We start from the raw sequence: 22,593 nt of genomic DNA on the forward strand, positions 1-22,593 counted from the left end.
TGGTGTTGCGGTTGACGGCGGCGAAGCCGGAAGGCGCCGCGAACGAAGCGCAGCCGGCGCGCGGACGGCGGCGCCGGTCCCGGCAAATGGCTCGCGGGACGCGCATGTTAACACGGCGACGGCCGGCGGTTCTTTCGCGAATGTGAAACGATCGCTGCGATAGCCGTTCGGACAGTGTGCACCCGGCGTTCGCGCGACGGGGGTGCTGACCGACGGCGCGAGGCGCGCGCCGTCTCCCGCGCCGCCGATCGTGCGCGGCGTTCTTTGATAGCATGCCCCTTTTACCGGACGCGCCCTGCGATGCTCGCGCTGAAGCTCACGCTGGTTCCTCTGTTTCTGCTGATCGTGTCGATGTCGGGCAGGTGGTGGGGGCCATCCATTGCGGGCTGGCTCGCGGGGCTCCCGGTCGTCGCCGGTCCGATTCTCTTCCTCCTTGCCGTCGATCGCGGCCCCGCGTTCGGTGCGCATGCGGCGCTGCTGTCGCTGTCCGCGATCGTCGCGTCCGAATCGTTCAACTTCGCGTACGCGTGGACGTGCCGCCGGCATCGGTGGCCGCTCGCGCTGGCGGCCGGGCTTGCCGCCTGGATTACCGCCGCGAGCATGCTCGTGCGCCTGCCCGCGACACCGCTCGCCGCGACCGCCGTCGCGCTCGCAGCGACGCTGTTCGGCCAGTCCTGTCTGCCGCGCGGCGGAGCGGCAGCGCCGCGCGCCCCGTTGGCGCCCGCCGATCTCGCCGGCCGGCTCGCAGCGGGCGCGGCGCTTGCATTCGCCGTCACGTCGCTGTCAGGTGCGCTCGGCGCCGCATGGAGCGGCCTGCTCGCCGTGTTTCCGCTGCTCGGCAGCGTGCTGTCGGTGTCGTCGCATCGCACGCACGGACCCGAATTCGTCGTCCATCTGCTGCGCGGCATGGTGCTCGGCCGCTTTTCGTTCGCGGCGTTTTGCCTGTGCGTCGCGCTGGCGCTGCCGCACCAGCCGGCGGTCTGGGCGTTCGCCGAAGCCGCCGCGCTGTCGATCGTCGTGCAGGGCATGACAAAGCGGTTCGCCGCCCGCGGCTCGCGCCCGCAAGCGTCGACGAGCATGGCGACGCCCGACTGAGCGATCGCGCGCGCCGCTATCACGGGCACACGCCATCGACCTCGACATGATTACGGGAACTGCATGGGAATCGGAAGAAGTTGAAGCGAACGGGCGATATTCAGTTCGATTTCGGCTCTCGCGAGCATCGGACGGGCATCGAAAGTCGGTTGGACAGGAATCGAATCCCGTCGCTTCGGCAATCCGCCTTCCGCGCCGCGGCAGCGCCGAAAGCGTCGCACTCGGCGCGCCTGTCGTTCGGCTTACGCGCGCCCTGTCCGTTCGGCCAACGTGGCCGGCAACCCGTTCCGCCCCCATTCGTCATGCCACAATAGTCATCCGTCGCCGTGCGGCGTCCAAGCCGCAGCGCCCCCGTTTTGCAAGCAGACAGGATCGTTCATGTCGTCAACGCTCAAGATTGGTTTGATGGGTTTCGGTTTCGCAGGCGCGACGTTCCACGCGCCCGTCATCGCGCACAGCGGCCGCACGCAGATCGCCGCGATCGCCACCGGCCAACCGGAACGCGCGCGCGCCGCTTATCCGGACGCCGTCGTCGTGCCGGATCTCGATGCGCTCGTCGCGCGCGAGGACGTCGAATGCGTCGTGATCGCGACGCCGAACGACACCCATTTCGAGCTGGCGAAGCGCGCGCTCGAAGCGGGCAAGCACGTGGTCGTCGACAAGCCGGTCACCCTGACTGCCGTCGACGCGCTCACGCTCGCCCGCCTCGCGGCCGCGCGCGGCCGCGTGTTCGCACCGTTCCACAACCGCCGCTGGGACGGCGATTTCCTGACTGTGCGTCAACTCGTCGAAAGCGGCGAGCTCGGCCGCATCACCTATTTCGAATCGCACTTCGACCGCTTCCGTCCGCGCGTGCGCACGCGATGGCGCGAGGAAGCGTCGCGCGGCGGCGGGCTGCTGTTCGATCTCGGACCGCATCTGATCGACCAGGCGCTCGCGCTGTTCGGCACGCCGGATACGGTGAGCGCGACGGTCAAGACGCGACGCGACGGCGGCGACGCGCCCGACTTCGTCCATCTGCAGCTCGGCTATCCGGACAAGGACGTCATCCTGCACGCGAGCGCGCTCGCGGCCATCGATCCCGCACGCTTCACCGTGCTCGGCACGCAAGCCGGCTATCAGAAGCACGGGCTCGACACGCAGGAAGATCAGCTGAAGGCGGGCCTCACGCCCGACGACGTCGAGTTCGGCGGCGGCAACCCGCCCGGCGTGCTGCGCGGACTCGACGGCGAGCTCGAGATCGAGCGTCCGGTGCCGACACTCGACGGCCAGTACGCGGAGTTCTATCGCGCGCTCGCCGCATCGATCCACGACGGCGCGCCGTTCCCCGTCGCGGCGCAGGACGCGGTCGACGTGATGACGATCATCGAGCTCGCCGCGCGCAGCGAACGCGAAGGCCGGCGCCTGCCGTTCGTGCGCGAAGCGATCTGAGCGGCGCGCGACACGCCGCCGGCGCGATCGGGCGCCTGCGGCTTGCCTGATCTTCAAGCTTCAACAAACCGTTACAAACGATTCGGGAACGAACGTCATCTCGACGAGGGTCTGAGCCGTTCGTCTAATTGCCTGTCCGGCATCGACAATCAGGAGAATGCAATGCAACGGTTGATCCGCGCGGCGGTATGCTGCGTCCTTGTCTCGTCGCTCGCGGCATGTGTGGTCACGCCGCCGCGCCCCGCGCCGGCACCCGCGCCCGCGCCGGCACCCCGCCCAAGTCCGCAGGTGGTCGGCTACGAGCGGATGCAGCAGATCCAGGGCCGTATCGACAACCTGAACCACCGCATCGACGCGCGCGTGAACGCCGGCTACTATCCGCCGCCGCAAGGCGCCGCGCTGCATCGCCGGCTCGACGTGATCCGCCAGGAGTCGACCGACATGGCGGCCCAGCACGGCGGCGGCCTGTCCGCCGACGAGCAGCGCGTGCTGAACCAGGAACTCGATACGGCCGCTCGCGCGATCGGCGAGTGAGCGTTCCGGGCGGCCCGTGGGCCGCTCGGCCGATAACGCTTCGGGACGCGGCTTCGGCGACTTTCGCCCGAGCCGCGCATTCACGAGGCGGCACTTCGCGGTTCCAACCCCGGCCCGCTCACCGCTCACCGCTCACCGCTCACCGCTCACCGCTCACCGCTCACCGCTCACCGCTCACCGCTCACCGCGAACGCGCCACACGCTCACCGGCAAACAACGCGCCGACGTCGCCCCGCATACCACCGTCGCTTGTCTTCAAGCGACAGCTATTTGCCCAAATTGACAACCCATCCGCGCTCGCGTACATTCGCCCGCACGCGTCGGGAGAGCGTGCGGCCGTCGTTCGTCGATCGAAGGGCAAGCCGCGCCGCCGAAGGGGCACACCCGCAAACTCTCAGGCAAAAGGACCGGCCGCGTCGAAGAATCCGTCTGACGACGACATGCGTCGGACGCCGTTTTTCGCACTCTGGAGAGCGGCAGTAGCTGCGTGCACGCAACGCGTCGCACGGGCAGGCTGCCCACCGAAGGGGCGCGCGCGAACTGGATCGAATCCATCGCGCAATCTCTCAGGTATCGAGGACAGAGGGGCATGCACGCATCGCAGGCGGCTTCACGCGCCGGCGGTTCGCCGAGTCTGCCGTTTTGTTTTCGCGGCCGGGCCGAAGCCCGGCCGCCTTGCCTGAGACCCCGATGACCGTTCTCAAAATCACCCCGCTTCACGCTGCGCATCGCGCCCTCAATGCCCGCATGGTCGACTTCGGCGGCTGGGACATGCCCGTCAATTACGGCTCGCAGATCGACGAGCATCAGGCCGTGCGCACCGACGCCGGGATGTTCGACGTGTCGCACATGTGCGTCGTCGATTTCACGGGCCCCCGCGTGCGCGCTTTCTTCGAGCACGCGCTCGCGAACAACGTCGCGAAGCTGCAGACGCCCGGCAAGGCGCTCTACTCGTGCCTGCTGAACCCGCAAGGCGGCGTCATCGACGATCTGATCGTCTACTACTTCACCGAGGATTTCTTCCGCGTCGTCGTCAACGCCGGCACCGCCGACAAGGACGTCGCGTGGTTCACCCAGCTCAACGAGCAAGGCGGCTTCGGCCTTTCGATCGCGCCGCGCCGCGACTTCGCGATCGTCGCCGCCCAGGGCCCGAACGCGCGTGCGAAGGTCTGGGACACGATCCCCGCCGCGCGCGCGGCGACGAGCGAGCTCAAGCCGTTCAACGCCGCGCAAGTCGCGGGCACGCCGTTCGGCGACCTCACCGTCGCGCGCACCGGCTACACCGGCGAGGACGGCTTCGAGATCATCGTCCCGGCGGCGTACGTCGAAGCGCTGTGGAACGCGCTCGCCGAGCGCGGCGTGCGTCCGTGCGGACTCGGCGCGCGCGACACGCTGCGCCTCGAAGCCGGCATGAACCTGTACGGCCAGGACATGGACGAGACGGTGTCGCCGCTCGACGCCGGCCTCGCGTGGACGGTCGATCTCGCCGCGCCGCGCGCGTTCGTCGGCCGCGACGCGCTGGAGCGCGACGGCTCGCGCGCCGCGTTCGTCGGCCTGATCCTGCAGAAGGAAAACGGCAAGGCGGGCGGCGTGCTGCGCGCGCACCAGAAGGTCGTGACGCCGCATGGCGAAGGCGAGATCACGAGCGGCACGTTCTCGCCGACGATGCAGGAATCGATCGCGTTCGCGCGCGTGCCGAAGGACGTCGCCGCAGGCGACACGGTGCACGTGCAGATCCGCGACAAGCATCTTCCCGCGCGCGTGGTAAAACTGCCGTTCGTGCGCAACGGCAAGGTGCTCGCGGTCTGACGCGCGGCAACCGGCGCGCCCGCGCGCGAAACCACACTCAATTTAAACGCTTGAACGAATTCAATCTCAGGAGCATCCGATGAGCAACGTCCCGGCCGATCTGAAATACACGGAAGAACACGAGTGGGTCCGCACCGAAGCGGACGGCACGCTGACGGTCGGCATCACCGACCACGCGCAGGAAACGCTCGGCGACATCGTCTTCCTCGAACTGCCCGAAGTCGGCAAGACCGTGAAGGCGGGCGACGCCATCGGCGTCGTCGAGTCGGTGAAGGCAGCGTCCGACATCTACACGCCGGTGTCGGGCGAAGTGGTCGAAGTGAACGCGGCGATCGTCGACGCGCCCGACCAGGTCAACGGCGACGCGTATGCGAGCTGGCTTTTCAAGATCAAGCTCGAAGCAGGCGCGTCGACCGACAAGCTGATCGACGCAGCCGCCTACGAGAAGCTGGTCGGCTAATCCACCCACTCACGAACCGCGCGGCGCGCCGGCAGCACGGGCCGCCGCGCCGCGGTCGACCAGAGTAAGCGCTAAAGCGCCAACTCTGGTCGACCGCAAAGCATGGGACCAGAGTAAGCGCTAAAGCGCCAACTCTGGTCGACACAGGAATGCTATGAAGCTCGAATACCCGGATCATCTGATGAAGCGCACGCCCCTCTCGCTCGCGGCGCTCGAAACGCACGACGCGTTCGCCGAGCGCCACATCGGCCCCGATGACGCCAGCCAGCGCGCGATGCTCGCCACGCTCGGCTTCGCGTCGCGCGCCGCGCTGATCGACGCCGTGATTCCCGCGTCGATCCGCCGCGGCGACGCGCTGCCGCTCGGCCCGTTCGTGCAGCCGAAGAGCGAGGCGGAAGCGCTCGCCGCGCTGCGCGAGCGCGCGGACAAGAACCAGGTGTTCCGCTCGTACATCGGCCAGGGCTACTACGACACGCACACGCCCGCCGTCATCCTGCGCAACGTGCTCGAAAACCCGGCGTGGTACACCGCGTACACGCCGTACCAGCCTGAAATCTCGCAGGGCCGCCTCGAGGCGCTCCTGAACTTCCAGCAGATGGTCGCGGACCTGACGGGCCTCGCCATCTCGAACGCGTCGCTGCTCGACGAGGCGACGGCCGCGGCCGAGGCGATGACGCTCTTGCAGCGCGTCGGCAAGCCGAAGTCGAACCTGTTCTACGTCGCCGACGACGTGCTGCCGCAGACGCTCGAAGTGATCAAGACGCGCGCGAAGCCGGTCGGCATCGAAGTGAAGACGGGCCCCGCCGCCGACGCCGCGAGCGCGGACGCGTTCGGCGTGCTGCTCCAGTATCCGGGCGCGAACGGCGACGTGCGCGACTACCGCGCGCTCGCCGACGCGATCCACGCGGCGGGCGGCCACGTCGTCGCCGCGGCCGACATCCTCGCGCTCACCGTGCTCGCGCCGCCCGGCGAATGGGGCGCGGACGTCGCGGTCGGCAACACGCAGCGCTTCGGCGTGCCGATGGGCTTCGGCGGCCCGCACGCCGCGTACATGGCGGTGCGCGACGAATTCAAGCGGCAAATGCCGGGCCGTCTCGTCGGCGTGACGGTCGACGCGCAGGGCAAGCCCGCGCTGCGCCTCGCGCTGCAAACCCGCGAACAGCACATCCGCCGAGAGAAGGCAACGTCGAACGTCTGCACCGCGCAGGCGCTCCTCGCGATCATGGCGAGCATGTACGCGGTCTATCACGGCCCGCGCGGCCTGAAGACGATCGCGCTGCGCGTGAACCGCGTCGCGGCGCTCCTCGCAGCGGGCGTCGAGCCGCTCGGCTATGCGCTCGTCAACGACACGTTCTTCGACACGCTGACGATCGACACCGGCGCGCGCACCGCACAAGTCCACGAGCTCGCGAAGGGCAAGCGCATCAACCTGCGCCGCGTGAGCGACACGCGAGTCGGCGTGTCGGTCGACGAAACGACGACACGCGCCGATCTCGCCGACCTGTTCGCGATCTTCGCGCAGGCGGCGGGCGCGACGGCGCCCGATGTCGACACGCTCGACGCCGCGCTGCCCGGCGTGCCCGCGCTGCCGGCCGGCCTCGAACGCACGAGCGCGTACCTGACGCACCATGTGTTCAACCGCCACCATTCGGAAACGGAAATGCTGCGCTACCTGCGCAGCCTGTCGGACAAGGATCTCGCGCTCGACCGCTCGATGATCCCGCTCGGCTCGTGCACGATGAAGCTCAATGCGACGTCGGAGATGCTGCCCGTCACGTGGCCCGAGTTCGGCCAGATCCACCCGTTCGCGCCCGCCGAGCAGACGGTCGGCTATCGCGAGATGATCGGCCAGCTCGAAGAAATGCTGGTGGCGGCAACTGGCTACGCAGCCGTGTCGCTGCAGCCGAACGCCGGCTCGCAGGGCGAGTACGCGGGCCTCTTGATCATCCACGCGTATCACGAATCGCGCGGCGAAAGCCACCGCAACATCTGCCTGATCCCGGCGTCCGCGCACGGCACGAACCCGGCGTCCGCGCACATGGCGGGCATGAAGGTCGTCGTCGTCGCGTGCGACGCGCAGGGCAACGTCGACATCGCCGATCTGAAGGCGAAGGCCGACGCGCATTCGAACGATCTCGCCGCGATCATGATCACGTATCCGTCGACGCACGGCGTGTTCGAGCAGAACGTGCGCGAAATCTGCGAGATCGTCCACGCGCACGGCGGCCAGGTGTACGTCGACGGCGCGAACATGAACGCGATGGTCGGCCTGACCGCGCCCGGCCAATTCGGCGGCGACGTGTCGCACCTGAACCTGCACAAGACCTTCTGCATCCCGCACGGCGGCGGCGGCCCGGGCGTCGGCCCGGTCGCGGTCGGCGCGCACCTCGCGAAGTTCCTGCCGAACCAGCGCTCGACCGGCTACGCGCGCGGCGACGAAGGCATCGGCTCGGTGTCGGCGGCGCCTTACGGCTCGGCGTCGATCCTGCCGATCTCGTGGATGTACATCGCGATGATGGGCGCGAAGAACCTGACCGCCGCGACCGAAACCGCGATCCTCAACGCGAACTACATCGCAAAGCGTCTCGCGCCGCACTACCCGGTGCTGTATTCGGGCCCGGGCGGGCTCGTTGCGCACGAGTGCATTCTCGACCTGCGTCCGATCAAGGACGCGAGCGGCATCAGTGTCGACGACGTCGCGAAACGCCTGATGGACTACGGCTTCCACGCGCCGACGATGAGCTTCCCGGTGCCGGGCACGCTGATGGTCGAGCCGACCGAATCGGAATCGCAGGAGGAACTCGACCGCTTCATCGCCGCGATGATCGCGATCCGCGACGAAATCCGCGCGGTCGAGGAAGGCCGCGCCGACCGCGAGGACAACCCGCTGCGTCACGCACCGCACACGGCAGCCGTCGTCACCGCGAACGACTGGCCGCATGCGTACTCGCGCGAAGAGGCCGCGTTCCCGGTCGCATCGCTCGTCGCGAACAAGTACTGGCCGCCCGTCGGCCGCGCGGACAACGCATATGGCGACCGCAATCTGTTCTGCTCCTGCGTGCCGGTCTCGGAATACGCATGACGCGCCGGCGCGGCCTGCGCGCCGTGCCGTGTTCCTTTCATCGGCGACGCGCCGTCCGCAATATGCTGTTGCGGACGGCGCGCGCGTTCGCATTCGCCCGCAAGTCCGGCTAACATCTCACACCGCGATCCAGCCATTAAAGGAGTTCTGCATGGTGCGTCAGACGTTTCCGGGCCGCGCGCAGGCGACGCGGCGGCGCTTGAGCGCGCTCGCGCCGGCGCTTCTCGCCGCCGCCGCGCTGACGGCGGCCGGCCCCGCCCGGGCGGCGATGAATTTCTGCGCCGCGCCCGCGCTGCAGAGCAGCGAGGCGACGCACGCCGAGCCGGGCGTGCAGGCGCTCATCAAGAGCGTCGACGCGCATCTGAACGACGAGCCGAAGGCGTTGCCGCACGTGCACACCGAAGGCACGCTGCCGCACGAAGGCATCTACGACCAGAGCGCCGAGGCGCTCAACGACATGGAGCTGATGCGCAACGCGGCGCTCGCGTGGCGCGTGACGAACCAGAGCCGCTATCTGGCGCTCGTCGACCGCTTCCTGTCGGCGTGGGTGAACACTTACCGTCCGAGCTTCAATCCGATCGACGAGACGCGGTTCGAAAGCCTGATCCTCGCGTACGACATGACGGCGAGCGTGCTGCCCGTGAAGACGCGCAACGCGACGGCCGCGTTCATCGCGTCGCTCGGCAACGGCTACGTGCAGCAGATCGACGCGCAGAAGCGCCCGCTCAACGGCACATGGCGCAACAACTGGCAAAGCCACCGAATCAAGCTGATCGCGCTCGCCGCATTCACGCTCGGCGATCGCAAGATGATGAACGCCGCGCAGCGGCTCTTCGTCGAGCATCTCGCCGACAACGTCGAGCCGGACGGCACCACGTACGATTTTCTCGAACGCGACGCGCTGCACTACGCGGTCTACGATCTGCAGCCGCTCGTGACAGCGGCGCTCGCCGCGCGGCGCTTCAACCGCAACTGGCTGCGCGAGCGCGCGTCGAACGGCGCGACGCTCGCTGCCGCGCTCGACTGGCTCGTGCCGTACGCGCGCGGCGAAAAGACGCACGAAGAATTCGTCCGTTCGCCGGTGCCGTTCGATGCAAAGCGCCGTGAGGCGGGCCTGCCCGGCTATTCGGGCATGTGGGAGCCGAAGAACGCGACCGAGCTGTTCCACCTCGCCGCGCGCCTCGACGGCCGCTACACGAGCGTCGCCCAACAACTCTCGCCGATGCCGCCTGCGTGGCTGGCCGCGTGCTTGCCGCTGCCGGCGCGGTGATCCCCCAATACTTCTAGCAATTCAGGAAAGGAAATGGCAGTCAGCGTGTTCGATCTTTTCAAAATCGGCATCGGTCCGTCGAGCTCGCATACGGTCGGTCCGATGCGGGCCGCGCTGATGTTCGCGCAAGGGCTCGAACGCGACGCGCTGCTCGCCGCGACCGCGAGCGTGAAGGTCGAGCTGTACGGCTCGCTCGGCGCGACGGGCAAGGGCCACGGCACCGATCGCGGCGTGATGCTCGGCCTGATGGGCGACGCGCCCGACACCGTCGAGCCGTCGACGATCGCCGCGCGGCTCGACGCCGTGCGCGACTCGAAGACGCTCGCGCTGCTCGGCACGCATCCGGTGCCGTTCGTGCCGAAGGAGCACGTCGCGTTCTACCGGCAGGCGCTGCCCGAGCATCCGAACGCGATGAAGCTGCGCGCGGCCGACGCGAACGGCGCGGTGCTGCGCGAGGCGATCTATCTGTCAGTGGGCGGCGGCTTCGTCGTCACCGCGGGCGCACCGAACACGAAGGTGCTCGCCGCCGTCGAGCAGATGGCGCATCCGTTTCGCACGAGCGCCGAGCTGCTCGCGCTCACCGAATCGACCGGCAAGTCGATCGCGCAGCTGATGTGGGAAAACGAGCGCGCATGGCACACCGAGGAGGAAACGCGCACGGGCCTCCTGAAGATCTGGGACGCGATGCAGTCGTGCGTCGCGCGCGGCTGCGGCATCGACAACCCGGACGCCGACGGCAACCTGCCCGGCCCGTTCCAGGTCAAGCGCCGCGCGCCGCAGCTCTATCGGACGCTCACGGGCAACCCGGAGCAGGCGCTGCGCGATCCGCTGTCGATGATCGACTGGATCAACCTGTACGCGATCGCCGTCAATGAAGAGAACGCGGCGGGCGGACGCGTCGTCACCGCGCCGACCAACGGCGCTGCAGGCATCATCCCGGCCGTCCTCCATTACTACACGCGTTTCACGCCGGGGGCGAACGAGCAAGGCGTGATCGACTTCCTGATGACGGCGGCGGCGATCGGCATCCTGTACAAGCTCAACGCGTCGATCTCGGGCGCCGAAGTCGGCTGCCAGGGCGAAGTCGGCGTCGCGTGCTCGATGGCGGCGGGCGCGCTCGCGGCCGTGCTGGGCGGCACGCCGCAACAGGTCGAGAACGCGGCCGAAATCGGCATGGAGCACAACCTCGGCCTCACCTGCGATCCGGTCGGCGGGATGGTGCAGATTCCGTGCATCGAGCGCAACGCGATGGCGTCGGTGAAGGCCGTCAACGCCGCGCGCATGGCGCTGCGCGGCGACGGCACGCACTACGTGTCGCTCGACTCCGTGATCAAGACGATGCGCGAGACGGGCGCGGACATGAAGACGAAGTACAAGGAAACGTCGCGCGGCGGGCTGGCGGTGAATATCGTCGAGTGCTGATGCGGGGGCGGCCGAACGCCGCCTCCCGGTTTTCTTCGCGCCGCGCTCGCGGCCATCCGGCCACGCAACTCGCGCGGCGCATGGCCGGCTCACGTGCGGCGAAGCGGCGCGCTTACGGCATTTTTACGCGTCCACAACCGGTACTCGGCGTATCTCGCTCTTGCCGCAAGCAGCGCTCGGATCTCTCCCCTACCTCAAGCAACACCCTAACGACAAAAAAACCGCCTGCCGCCCGTGGCACCAGCTCGCGAGCGCGCAATGCCGACCAGCGCGCAGCGCGTCGACGCCGCCGCGCGCCTACCATTCCTGTCAGTATCGCGCCCGCCCGCCAATCGATATCTTGATCGGCGGGACTACCGTCCGAGCGGCCGCGTCGCCCGACGTTCGCCGCCGCAGCCGTGCTCGTCTCCGACTCCCCATGTCGCTCAAAGGAGAAAAAATGATCATCGCTACGTGGAACATGCTGGGCGCAACCAATGCCGTCTATTTGGACCCGGTACTGCAACAAACCCGCGCAAACGTGCTGTGCCTGCAGGAATGCGGGTCGAACTTCGCGACGTTGCTGGAGGAAAGGGCGCCGATCATCGGCAACGACGGCGCAATCATCGGCTACACGGGTAACTTCAGAGTCCGCGCGGACTTCATGGAATGCGTGTACTGGGAAGCGCCCCAAGACCGGCTCGGCCTCGCCGTGCTCAGCAACATCGCCCCGAGCGAGCGCCATATCCTGATGCCCGCCGCCGCGGGCTTCAATCCGAACAGCCCGCGCGCGATGCCGTGGTGCACGGTCACCGATCCCCAAACGCGTAACGCCATCACGATTTATTCGATTCACAGCCCGCCGGTATCCCGCAACGTCACGCTGGCCAATGTCTGCACGTGGAACAATGCGCAGATCGGACAGATCAGTCAGCTCGGCGGAACCTGGGCATGCGTCGGTGACTTCAATGCGCCGCCGAATGCGGCGGGATTCGTTCCACCGCCGCAAGGCGCCGTCGTGAGCAGCAACCGCGCGACGCAACAAGGCGGCGGCATTCTCGACTATGCGATCACCAACGCGCCTGGATTCACCTTTTCTCAGGCCGGAACTCAATTGGTCGGCGCATCGGATCACTACCCGCAGTCGTTCCGCTGGTAATCGCCATCGGGCGCGCCATAGGTAATGGCGCGCCTTCCGCCACCTTCCCTTCCGGCGTAAGCTGTACGTCCCGCCACGAAGGGAGTCCGTCTTACATGTCGATTTCCCCGGACCTCGAGCAGCGCGCCACCACCGGCGCACGCCTGCTCGTCGACGCCCTGCTCGCGAATCACGTCGAGCGCGTGTTCTGCGTGCCCGGCGAGAGCTTTCTCGCCGTCCTCGATTCCCTCGCCGACGAAACCGAACGCATCCAGACCGTCGTCTGCCGGCACGAAGCCGCCGCCGCGAACATGGCGGAAGCGGTCGGCAAGCTGACCGGCCGGCCAGGCATCGCGTTCGTCACGCGCGGCCCCGGCGCGACGCACGCATCGATCGGCGTGCACACCGCATTCCAGGATTCGACGCCGATGATCCTCTTCATCGGCCAATGCGCGCGCGAGCATCTCGATCGCGAGGCATTCCAGGAAATCGACTATCGGCGGATGTTCGGCCAGCTCGCGAAGTGGGTTGCGCAGATCGACGATCCGCGCCGCATCCCCGAATATCTGAGCCACGCGTTTCACGTCGCGATGTCGGGCCGGCCTGGCCCCGTCGTGCTCGCGCTGCCCGAGGACGTGCTGTCCGAGTCGTGCGCGCCGCAACCCGTCGCGCCCGCGGCGAAGCGCATCGCCGCTGCGCCGTCCGCCGCGCAGATGAACGAGCTGCGCGAGCGGCTCGCGCGCGCCGAGCGGCCGCTCGTGGTCGCGGGCGGCAGCGGCTGGACGCCCGAGGCGGGCGCGGATCTGCGCACGTTCGTCGAGCGCTGGCAGTTGCCGATCGCGTGCGCGTTCCGCTATCAGGACACGTTCGACAACGAGCATCCGCAATACGCGGGCGACGTCGGCCTCGGCGTGAATCCGGCGCTCGCGCGCCGCATCCAGGATGCGGACCTGCTGTTCGCGCTCGGCCCGCGACTCGGCGAAGCGACGACGGGCGGCTATACGCTGATCGACATTCCGAAGCCGAAGCAAGTGCTCATTCACGCGCACCAGGGCGCGGACGAACTGGGGCGGGTCTATGCGGCGGATCTGCCGATCGCGTCGGGGATGCCCGAGATCGCCGCGCAGCTCGCCGCGCTCGAGCCGCCGGCATCGCCCGCGTGGACGGGCAGCGCCGCCGACGCGCATCGCGCCTATCTCGACTGGCGCACGCCGCGCCCGATGCCGGGCGGCGTGCAGCTCGGCGAGCTGATGCTGCAATTGCGCGAACGGCTGCCGCACGACGCGATCGTCACGAACGGCGCGGGCAATTACGCGGCGTGGCTGCATCGCCATTTCGCGTACCGGCATTTCCGCTCGCAGCTCGCACCGACGAGCGGCGCGATGGGCTACGGCGTGCCGGCCGCGCTCGCGGCGAAGTCGCTGTATCCGCAGCGCACGGTCGTCGCGCTCGCGGGCGACGGCTGCTTCATGATGGCGGGCAGCGAGCTCGCGACCGCGATCCAATATGGGCTCGCGATCGTCGTACTCGTCGTGAACAACGGTCATTTCGGCACGATCCGCATGCATCAGGAGCGCAACTATCCTGGGCGTGTGCACGGCACGGGGCTGACGAACCCGGATTTCGCCGCGTACGCGCGCGCGTTCGGCGCGCACGGCGAAACGGTCGAGCGCACCGCAGATTTCCTGCCCGCGCTCGATCGCGCGCTCGCGAGCGGGCTGCCCGCGCTGATCGAGATCCGCGTGCCGCAGGACGCCTGCACGCCCGCCGCGACGCTCGAGCAGGTGCGTGAGCAGGGCCTGCGTGCGCGTCGCGCTTGACGCGTCGTCCTGCACCGCACCCCGCATCGATGACGACGCACGCCGCAGCCACGTTGTCGCCCGCCGACGCGCTCGCCTACCCCGGCACGCTGCTCGCGCCGGACGGGCGGCTCGTCGCGCCATACGATCTCGAGCGCACGGCGGCCGACGCGCACGGCTACGTCGGCGCGGCGGCCCGCCTCGGCCTGTTGCACGCGGCAAGCCGTCCGTTCACGCTCGATTACGCGACGTTATCGACCGTTCACGTGATCAACGGGATGGGCGTCACACTCGGCGACTCGGTGATCGGCCTCACGGCGCTCGCGGCGATCGAGACGCGTCACCCGCACGCGCGCTTCGTGCTGTACCGGCCCGCGCATGCGCCCGCCTACGTCGACGCGCTGTACCGGCTCGCGGCCGACGTGATCGCGCCGATCCGCCCGCTGCCGTGGCCTGCCGCCGCGCTGCCGGCCGGCGACACGCGCATCGATCTCGGCAATCACCTGTACTGGCCCGCGTTCGCGACACTGCCGATGATCGACTTCTTCCTCGCGGCGCTCGGCGTACCGCCCGAATCGGTCGCCGCCGGCGCGAAGCGCAATCATTGGCTCGCCCGGCTGGCGCTGCCCGAGCCGCCGCGCGAATGGCGCGGCCGGCGCTACGCGCTGTTCTGCCCGCAGGCAAGCACCCCGCTGCGCAGCATTCCGCCGGCACTGCGCGCCGCGCTCGTCGACCGGCTCGCGCGGACCTACCGGCTGCCCGTGGTCGGCTTCGAGCCGATCGATCATCCGGATTACGTCGACGTGAGCGACCACTCCGGCGATACCGCGCAGTTCATTCGCTGGGTCAAGCACGCGAGCGTCGCGCTGTGCGCGGACACGTCGGCCGTACACATCGCGGCCGGGTTCGACGTGCCGACGCTCGCGTGCTTTTCCAGCATCGCGCCCGACTTGCGGGTGCGCGACTATCCGTTCTGCACGGCGATCGCGCTCGACGTGCCGGAGACGCTGCGCAATCGCCACAAGAGCGACGCGGCCGGCGATATCGCACTGGTCGAGGCTGCGTATCGGCGGGTCGATTGGGACGCGATCGCTTGGCCGCCGGCGCGGGGGTGAGCGCGGCGAAGCCGTTGAGCAAGCGGTAAGCGGAAGTGGTAAGCGATGAGCACGGAGCAGCGCGCGGGCGCCGGTACGCACGGTCGGGCACGCTTGCGATAGTACTTGCTTGCCGCCTTTCCACAAGCGCCATGCGATCCGCTGCTGCCGCGCTTCGTCGCGCAAGTGACGGCAATCCGCCGACATCTCACTCGCCCGGCATCGCAAGCAAGCCGCCGCATCGTGCGATGCCGCGTCAAGCCGGCACAAGCGCCAGCCGCCCCGCTCGCAACCGTCCTTTTTCAGCAAGCGAGCGCGTCGCGCAAGGTCTCGGACGGCCGCGCGCCGAACATCCGCCGATAGTCGGTCGCGAACTGGCTCAAATGCCAGAACCCCCACGCGGCCGCGACGTCCTGCACCGAATCCGCCGCGCGTCCGCGCAGGTCGCGCCGCACGCCGTTCAGCCGCAGCGCGCGCAGGTAGGTCGCGGGCGCCATCCCGAGCACGTCCTGGAAGCAGTACTGCAGCGTGCGCCGGCTCACGTGCAGCTGCTCGCACAGCTCGGGCACGCCGACGGGCCGCGAACGATGCGCAAGCACGTAGTCGCGCGCGGCCGCGACGATCTTGCGCCGCCGCGACGAATGCTCGACGGTCGCGTCGGCGGCAGGCGACACGCACAGGTCGAACAGCGCCGCGAGCACTTCCGCCTGCAAGTCGTTGCGCGCGCAGTCGGACAGCGGCGCGCCCGCCGCGCTCATCGCGTCCGCGTCGTCGAGCCGCTGGGCGAGCAGCGCGCAAAGCCGCGTGAGCCGCGCCTCGCCGACGCGCACGACGGGCACGAGCGGCAACCGCTCGTCGAGCCCGCAGCGCTCGACCTCCTCCGCGTAGCGGCGCAGCACCGCACCGCGCACGACGAGCCCGTAGATCGAGAATTGCGCGGGCGTCAACAGCTCGAATTCGACGTTGCCGGGCCGGAACGCGAGCGCATCGGCGGCGATCGGCCGCGCGTCGATGCGCGCCGCGCCGTCGCGCGCGACCGGAATGCCGAACCAGTACGCGTCCCCGCGCACCTCGCACGCCTGCCGCAGCGTGTGGCTCGTCGTCTCCCGAAACACCTTCATCGTGTCGAGCGGCAGCTCGGTCAGCGTGCCGACGAAGCGGCCCGCCGCGAGCTGGTCGTAGGTCTGGCGCCAGCCGATCAGGTTGCGCGCCTGCTCGTCGGCGTCGTGCGCGACGCTGACGACGGCGCGCCCGGCCGTGCCGTCGCCGTCCGCGCTGCGCCCCGTGTCCTCCGCCGTCGTCTCGGCGCCGGTGTGCTCGTGATCCATCGCGCCCTCTTTTGCGTCGCTGAAGCTGAAACGATCCGTTCGATTACGCAATTCCCATGCCGAAGCGTAGCGTCGCCAAAATCGCCGGTCTCGTCTTCGCGCTGCGCCGCATTTGAACAATCCGCATGCGGCGGCTGTTCAACGACGGCGCAGTCGCGCGCGCCAGGCGGCGGCGCCCGCGCGCCGAGCCCCGCGCCGGGGCCCCGATGCACCGCCGCGCAGCCGGCTGGCACGGTTTTGGCGTAACGACGGGCGTCGCGCACGTCGCGCGACGCATCACCGATACCGACATGCGAGGAGCAACGATGAATCACGCGGACATGCAACACCTGAACATCGAATTTCCGTACCGCAAGCAATACGGGAATTTCATCGGCGGCGAATGGGTCGCCCCGGTCGGCGGCGAGTATTTCGACAACGTCTCGCCCGTGACCGGCCAGCCGTTCACCGCGATCCCTCGCTCGCGCGCAGCGGATGTCGAGCTCGCGCTCGACGCCGCGCACGCCGCGAAAGCCGGCTGGGCCGCGGCGAGCGCGGGCGAGCGCGCGAACGTGCTGCTCAAGATCGCCGACCGGATGGAGGCGAACCTCGCGCGTCTCGCGGTCGCCGAGACGATCGACAACGGCAAGCCGCTGCGCGAGACGACCGCGGCCGACGTGCCGCTCGCGATCGACCACTTCCGCTACTTCGCGGGCTGCATCCGCGCGCAGGAAGGCTCGATCGCCGACATCGGCGGCGACATGGTCGCCTATCACTTCCACGAGCCGCTCGGCGTCGTCGGCCAGATCATCCCGTGGAACTTCCCGCTCCTGATGGCCGCGTGGAAGCTCGCGCCCGCGATCGCGGCCGGCAACTGCGTCGTGCTGAAGCCGGCCGAGCAGACGCCCGCGTCGATCCTCGTGTTCGCCGAGCTGATCCAGTATCTGCTGCCGCCCGGCGTGCTCAACATCGTCAACGGCTTCGGGCTCGAGGCAGGCAAGCCGCTTGCATCGAGCAAGCGGATCGCGAAGATCGCGTTCACGGGCGAGACGTCGACGGGCCGCCTCATCATGCAGTACGCAAGCGAGAACCTGATCCCCGTCACGCTCGAGCTCGGCGGCAAGAGCCCGAACATCTTCTTCGCCGACGTGATGGACCGCGACGACAGCTACTTCGACAAGGCGCTCGAAGGCTTCGCGATGTTCGCGCTCAACCAGGGCGAGGTCTGCACGTGCCCGTCGCGCGCGCTCGTCGAGGAGAGCATCTACGAGCGCTTCATGGAGCGCGCGCTCAAGCGCGTCGAATCGATCAAGCAAGGCCACCCGCTCGACGCGCAGACGATGATCGGCGCGCAGGCGTCGTCCGAGCAGCTCGAAAAGATCCTGTCGTACATCGACATCGGCCGCAAGGAAGGCGCGCAGTGCCTGACGGGCGGCGAGCGCAACGTGCTCGGCGGCGAGCTGTCGGAAGGCTATTACGTGAAGCCGACCGTGTTTCGCGGCCACAACAAGATGCGCATCTTCCAGGAAGAGATCTTCGGGCCGGTGCTTGCGGTAACGACGTTCAAGTCCGAGGAAGAGGCGCTCGAGATCGCGAACGACACGCTGTACGGCCTGGGCGCGGGCGTCTGGACACGCGACGGCAACCGCGCATACCGCGTCGGCCGCGGCATCCAGGCGGGCCGCGTGTGGACGAACTGCTATCACGCGTATCCGGCGCACGCGGCGTTCGGCGGCTACAAGCAGTCGGGGATCGGCCGCGAGACGCACAAGATGATGCTCGACCACTACCAGCAGACGAAGAATCTGCTCGTCAGCTACAGCGAGAAGCCGCTCGGGTTCTTCTGATCCCGCACGCGGGCGATGCGCGACCGATACGCGTCGCATGAACGGCTTGGCCCGGCTCGGTGGATTCGCGTCTCGATGCGGATCCGCCGGGCGTTCTTGCGACTGGGATGTCGAATCGGTCGAGCGGGCGAGCGGCTCGCGCGTCGTCACATCGTCGCGTCGTCGCGTCGCGGCACTAGGCGCGACTCGGCGCAGTGCGACGTAGAGTCTCATCTCGCGCACCTCGTTCGCAGGGCGCACGTCTTCCATCGTCGCGTCAATCGTCGTCGCATCATTCATTGGCCGCACGCTCTTCACACCAAGTCGGCCGGGCGATCGTCGCGTCGACTCAACCGCATTCGCGATCGAGCGTCAGCGTGCGCGGCTGCCGAGCGGGTCCGGCCGCCGGCTCTTCATGCGCGCGGGTCCGGCTCAGGAACGCGAACGCGGCGAGCGCGCACAACAGCGTGACGACCGTCAGCCCTTCGAGCACGCTGCCGAACGCTGCCGCATAGCTTTGCCGCAGCGTCGCGCGCGCGACGCCCGGCAACAGTGCGGCTGCATGCGCGAGATCGCCCGTCGCGAGCCGCGCGGCGGCCTCGTGCACGGCGGCCGGCGCGGCGAGCGACGCTGTCGCCGAACACACGTGCGACTGCGCGAACGTCGCCAGGATCGCATTGACGATCGCGAGCGCGATCCCCTCGCCCGCGACCCGCGTCGTGCTGAAAATCCCCGTCGCCATCCCGGCGCGCGCCTTCGGCACGACGCTCACCGACAAGCCGTCCATCAGCCCCCACGGCATCCCCGCGCCGACGCCGATCGCAAGCATCGGCGCGATCGCCGCGGGACCCGCGCCGTCGTGCAGCGCGCGGCCCAGCCACCAGAGGCCCGCGGCGGCGATCACAAGGCCGATGCCCGAGATCACGCCCGCCGACATCCGGCGCGTGAGCGTCGCGGCGATCATCGGCACGACGAGCATCGGCGCCGACAGCGCGAGCATCAGCCAGCCTGCGTCGACTTCGCTGAAGCCGTCGACGCCGATGAAGCGCAGCGGCAGCACGACGAGCAGCACGATGTAGCAGCAGCAGGTCGCGATCGGCAGCACCTGCACGCCAACGAAGCGCGGGTAGCGAAACAGCGCCAGGTCGAGCATCGGCCGCGCGACGCGCGTCTCGATCGCCGCGAACGCGATCGCGAAAAGCGCCGCGCCCGCGAGCAGCCCCGCGACGAGTGGGCTCGCCCAGCCGCTTTCAGGCGCCTGGATCACGCCGAACGTGAGGCTCGACAGCATCGCGGTGAACGCGAGCGTCCCCGCCCAGTCGAGGCCTTGCGCGTTCGGATCGCGCGATTCGCGCATCCGCGGCACGCCGACCGCGAGCGACAGCGCGCCGGCCGCCGCGCCGGTCGCGAAGATCGCGCGCCAGCCGAAGCGCTCGATCAGCACGCCCGCGAGCACCGGCCCGAATGCAAGCCCGAGCCCGAACGTCGTGCCGAGCAGGCTGAACGCGCGGGTGCGCGCGGCGCCGTCGAATTCCTGCGCGAGCGCGGCCGTGCCGCCCGCGAGCGCCGCCGCCGCCGCGACGCCTTGCGCCGCGCGCAGCAGATCGACGACGACGATCGACGGCGCGAAGCCGAGCGCGAGCGAGCACGCGGTGAAGCCGCCGACGCCGAGCGCGAACACGCGCTTGCGGCCGAACTGGTCGGCGAGCGCGCCCGCCGCCATCAGCAGGCTGCCGAACGTCAGCATGAACGCGTTCGTGATCCAGCTCATCGCGATCGGGCCGCCGCCGAGATCGCGGCCGATCGCGGGCGTCGCGACCGCGCCGCCCGAAAAGCCGAGCGGCAGCGCGAGCGCGGCAAGACAGACGGCCGCGAGTATCGCGAGCCGCGCGGCAGAAAAAGATCGATCCATCGTCATCGCTCCGTTCGGAAAGCGTCGGTCGTCGCCGCGCCGCGGCGGGCGCGGCGAGCAAGCCGGCAGAGCGACGAACGATAATCCGGATTCAATCGACGAAAAACAACGCAAGATTCCGTATATTGCGGATTTCAATTCCTGAATTTCAGCGAACGAAGAGACTCGGAGCGATATGGACAACCTGAATGGCATCGTCGCGTTCGTGCGCACGGCGGAGACGCTCAGCTTCGTCGCGGCCGGGCGCAAGCTCGGCGTGTCGGCGTCGGCGGTCGGCAAGACGATCGCGAAGCTCGAGCGCACGCTCGGCGTGCGGCTCTTTCACCGGACGACACGCAAGGTCATGCTGACCGACGAAGGACGCCACTTCTACGAGCGCTGCCACCGCGTGCTCGAAGAGCTGCGCGACGCGGAGGCGACCGTGTCGCAGAGCGCGCAGACGCCGCGCGGCCGGTTGCGCGTGAGCCTGCCCGTGATCGGCTACCGGTTCCTGCTGCCCGTCTTGCCGGAATTCAAGCGCCGCTATCCGGACGTCGAGCTGGATCTCGATTTCAACGACCGGCTCGTCGACGTCGTCGAAGGCGGCTTCGACGCGGTGATCAGGAGCGGCGCGCTCAGCGATTCAAGCCTGATGTCACGCCGCCTCGGTCCGTTCTGCTTCGTGCTGTGCGCATCGCCCGCGTATCTCGCGCTGGCGGGCACGCCGCGCACGCTGCGCGACCTCGACGCGCACGCGTGCGTGCGCTACCGCTTTCCGACGACGGGCAAGCTGCAGCCGTGGGCGCTGCTCGCCGACGGCTGCGAGCCGCCGAACCTGCACACGGCGATGACGTGCAACAACATCGAGGCGCTGCGCGCCGCGGTGATGGCGGGATTCGGCATCGGCTACATGCCGGACTTCCTCGCACGCGACGCGCTCGCCGAAGGTGCGCTCACGACCGTGCTCGACGATTATCGGATCGGCCCCGGACAGTTCTCGATCCTGTGGCCGTCGAATCGGCAGTTGTCGCCGAAGGTGAGAGTGTTCGTCGATTTCGTCTGCGAACGGCTGTTTCGCGACGCGTGATGCACGACGCACGACATCCGACGCCTGACGCCTGACGCCTGACGCCTGACGCCTGACGCCTGACGCCTGACGCCTGACGCCTGACGCCTGACGCCTGACGCCAAAAGCGTGACACATCGGACGCCGTCCGGCCCGAAAAAATACTCGTCCGATTTTCGGTTGCCGCCCGCGCGCGACGCGCGCTATCGTCGTTCCATCGCATTCGCTGGAGCCTGCCATGCGCATCGCCGACCCGCGGCGGATCGACGTCTATTACCGTGCGCTCGTCGAACGGTCGCCCGAATACGCGGGCACGTTCTTCGTCGGCGTGAAGACGACGTCGGTGTTCTGCATCTCGACCTGCCGCGCGCGCAAGCCGAAGCGCGAGAACGTCGAATTCTTCACGACGCTCGACGACGCGCTCGCGGCCGGCTATCGCCCGTGCAAGATCTGCCGGCCGACGCGCCCGGCGAGCGAGCCGCCGCCCGCCGTCGCGCGGGCGCTCGCGCTCGTCGATGCGCATCCGCACGAACGGATCTCCGACGACGCGCTGCGTGCGCACGGCATCGGCCCGGAAAGCCTGCGCCGCTGGTTCGCGCGGCACTACGGGATGACGTTTCACGCATACCAGCGGATGCTCAGGATCGACGCCGCGCGACAGACGATGCGGGACGGCGCCCGCACGACCGATGCCGCAGTCGACGCCGGCTACGGCTCGCTGAGCGGCTTCGCACACACGTTCAGGAAAATTCTCGGAGACACGCCGATGCAAGGCGCTCATACGAACACGATCGTCACTGCCCGCTTTACGACGCCGCTCGGCCCGATGTTCGTCGGCGCGACGGACAAGGGCGTCTGCCTGCTCGAATTCGTCGATCGCCGCACGCTCGCGGCCGAATTCGCCGATCTCGAGCGTTTGCTCGGCGCGCGCGTGCTCGTCGGCGAGAATCGGCACACGCGGCAAGCGCAGCGGGAGATCGCCGAATACTTCACTGGCAGGCGGCAGCGCTTCGACGTCGCGCTCGACGCGCCCGGCACCGCGTTCCAGCGCGCCGCGTGGCGGCAACTGCTGACCGTGCCGTACGGACGCACCGCGGCGTATCAGCAGCAGGCGCGCAAGCTCGGCAGCCCGCTCGCCGTGCGCGCGGTTGCCGCGGCGAACGGCGCGAACCGCATCTCGATCATCGTGCCGTGCCATCGGATCATCGGCAAGGACGGCTCGCTCACGGGCTACGGCGGCGGAATCGAGCGCAAGCGGTGGCTGCTCGAGCACGAGCGGCGGCATGCGGATGTGCCGGTCGAGACAATCGAGGCAAGCGCGGCGGGATAAGGCCGGCGCTTCCGCGCGCGGGCGCAGCCGCACCGCCCTCTGCCGGCGCCGCACGAGCGC

Annotated in this window: 16 protein-coding genes and 2 riboswitches; of the genes, 14 read left to right on the forward strand and 2 right to left on the reverse strand. The window is 69.0% G+C overall.

Going from position 1 to position 22,593, the window contains the following annotated elements; translation table 11 throughout:
- Window positions 1–300 precede the first annotated feature (300 nt).
- The 11 genes from WS69_RS25325 to WS69_RS25380 all read left to right on the forward strand — a co-directional run bounded on the left by WS69_RS25325 (window position 301) and on the right by WS69_RS25380 (window position 15,134).
- Window positions 301–1,095 (forward strand): hypothetical protein, encoded by a 795-nt coding sequence (locus WS69_RS25325; protein ID WP_059473401.1) that lies wholly within the window; start codon window positions 301–303, stop codon window positions 1,093–1,095.
- A gap of 378 nt (window positions 1,096–1,473) precedes the next feature.
- Window positions 1,474–2,526 (forward strand): oxidoreductase, encoded by a 1,053-nt coding sequence (locus WS69_RS25330; protein ID WP_059473402.1) that lies wholly within the window; start codon window positions 1,474–1,476, stop codon window positions 2,524–2,526.
- A gap of 162 nt (window positions 2,527–2,688) precedes the next feature.
- Window positions 2,689–3,060: a hypothetical protein gene (locus WS69_RS25335; RefSeq protein ID WP_059473403.1), complete on the forward strand. Its 372-nt coding sequence runs from the start codon at window positions 2,689–2,691 to the stop codon at window positions 3,058–3,060.
- Window positions 3,061–3,371: 311 nt separating this feature from the next.
- Window positions 3,372–3,481: riboswitch (glycine riboswitch) on the forward strand.
- Window positions 3,482–3,516: 35 nt separating this feature from the next.
- Window positions 3,517–3,653, forward strand: a riboswitch (glycine riboswitch).
- 97 nt (window positions 3,654–3,750) lie between these two features.
- The gene (gene gcvT / locus WS69_RS25340) at window positions 3,751–4,869 is read left to right on the forward strand and encodes a glycine cleavage system aminomethyltransferase GcvT (protein WP_059473568.1); all 1,119 of its coding nucleotides are present in this window, start codon (window positions 3,751–3,753) and stop codon (window positions 4,867–4,869) included.
- 79 nt (window positions 4,870–4,948) lie between these two features.
- Entirely contained in the window at window positions 4,949–5,329 is a 381-nt protein-coding gene (gene gcvH, locus WS69_RS25345) for a glycine cleavage system protein GcvH (protein WP_059473404.1), read from the forward strand.
- Between the two features lie 154 nt (window positions 5,330–5,483).
- Entirely contained in the window at window positions 5,484–8,411 is a 2,928-nt protein-coding gene (gene gcvP / locus WS69_RS25350) for an aminomethyl-transferring glycine dehydrogenase (RefSeq protein ID WP_059473405.1), read from the forward strand.
- A gap of 151 nt (window positions 8,412–8,562) precedes the next feature.
- A complete protein-coding gene (locus WS69_RS25360) occupies window positions 8,563–9,681 on the forward strand; it encodes an alginate lyase family protein (protein WP_059473407.1) in 1,119 nt (372 codons plus the stop codon).
- A 33-nt stretch (window positions 9,682–9,714) separates the two neighbouring features.
- Window positions 9,715–11,103 carry an L-serine ammonia-lyase gene (locus tag WS69_RS25365; RefSeq protein WP_059473408.1) on the forward strand — a complete coding sequence of 463 codons (1,389 nt, stop codon included), beginning with the start codon at window positions 9,715–9,717 and terminating at the stop codon, window positions 11,101–11,103.
- Between the two features lie 439 nt (window positions 11,104–11,542).
- On the forward strand, window positions 11,543–12,241 hold the full coding sequence (locus tag WS69_RS25370; RefSeq protein ID WP_159082848.1) for an endonuclease/exonuclease/phosphatase family protein: 699 nt from the start codon (window positions 11,543–11,545) through the stop codon (window positions 12,239–12,241).
- A gap of 95 nt (window positions 12,242–12,336) precedes the next feature.
- Window positions 12,337–14,040 carry a thiamine pyrophosphate-binding protein gene (locus WS69_RS25375; RefSeq protein ID WP_059473410.1) on the forward strand — a complete coding sequence of 568 codons (1,704 nt, stop codon included), beginning with the start codon at window positions 12,337–12,339 and terminating at the stop codon, window positions 14,038–14,040.
- Between the two features lie 29 nt (window positions 14,041–14,069).
- Window positions 14,070–15,134, forward strand: coding sequence for a glycosyltransferase family 9 protein (locus tag WS69_RS25380; RefSeq protein ID WP_059473411.1), 1,065 nt, complete (start codon window positions 14,070–14,072; stop codon window positions 15,132–15,134).
- 281 nt (window positions 15,135–15,415) lie between these two features.
- Here WS69_RS25380 and WS69_RS25385 read toward each other — a convergent pair whose 3' ends face one another.
- The gene (locus WS69_RS25385; RefSeq protein WP_059473412.1) at window positions 15,416–16,441 is read right to left on the reverse strand and encodes a helix-turn-helix domain-containing protein; all 1,026 of its coding nucleotides are present in this window, start codon (window positions 16,439–16,441) and stop codon (window positions 15,416–15,418) included.
- 305 nt (window positions 16,442–16,746) lie between these two features.
- On the opposite strand from WS69_RS25385, the gene adh reads away from it, so the two are divergent.
- Window positions 16,747–18,267, forward strand: coding sequence for an aldehyde dehydrogenase (gene adh / locus WS69_RS25390; RefSeq protein WP_059473569.1), 1,521 nt, complete (start codon window positions 16,747–16,749; stop codon window positions 18,265–18,267).
- Between the two features lie 328 nt (window positions 18,268–18,595).
- Here adh and WS69_RS25395 read toward each other — a convergent pair whose 3' ends face one another.
- Window positions 18,596–20,164 (reverse strand): MFS transporter, encoded by a 1,569-nt coding sequence (locus tag WS69_RS25395; RefSeq protein WP_156438397.1) that lies wholly within the window; start codon window positions 20,162–20,164, stop codon window positions 18,596–18,598.
- A gap of 169 nt (window positions 20,165–20,333) precedes the next feature.
- On the opposite strand from WS69_RS25395, the gene WS69_RS25400 reads away from it, so the two are divergent.
- Together WS69_RS25400 and WS69_RS35380 are read left to right on the forward strand one after the other, a co-directional pair.
- A complete protein-coding gene (locus WS69_RS25400) occupies window positions 20,334–21,224 on the forward strand; it encodes a LysR family transcriptional regulator (RefSeq protein ID WP_059473413.1) in 891 nt (296 codons plus the stop codon).
- Window positions 21,225–21,441: 217 nt separating this feature from the next.
- The gene (locus WS69_RS35380) at window positions 21,442–22,533 is read left to right on the forward strand and encodes a bifunctional transcriptional activator/DNA repair enzyme AdaA (protein WP_059473414.1); all 1,092 of its coding nucleotides are present in this window, start codon (window positions 21,442–21,444) and stop codon (window positions 22,531–22,533) included.
- Window positions 22,534–22,593: the final 60 nt, after the last annotated feature.

This window comes from Burkholderia sp. BDU5, from assembly GCF_001522845.1.
Taxonomy (GTDB): Bacteria; Pseudomonadota; Gammaproteobacteria; order Burkholderiales; family Burkholderiaceae; genus Burkholderia; species Burkholderia mayonis.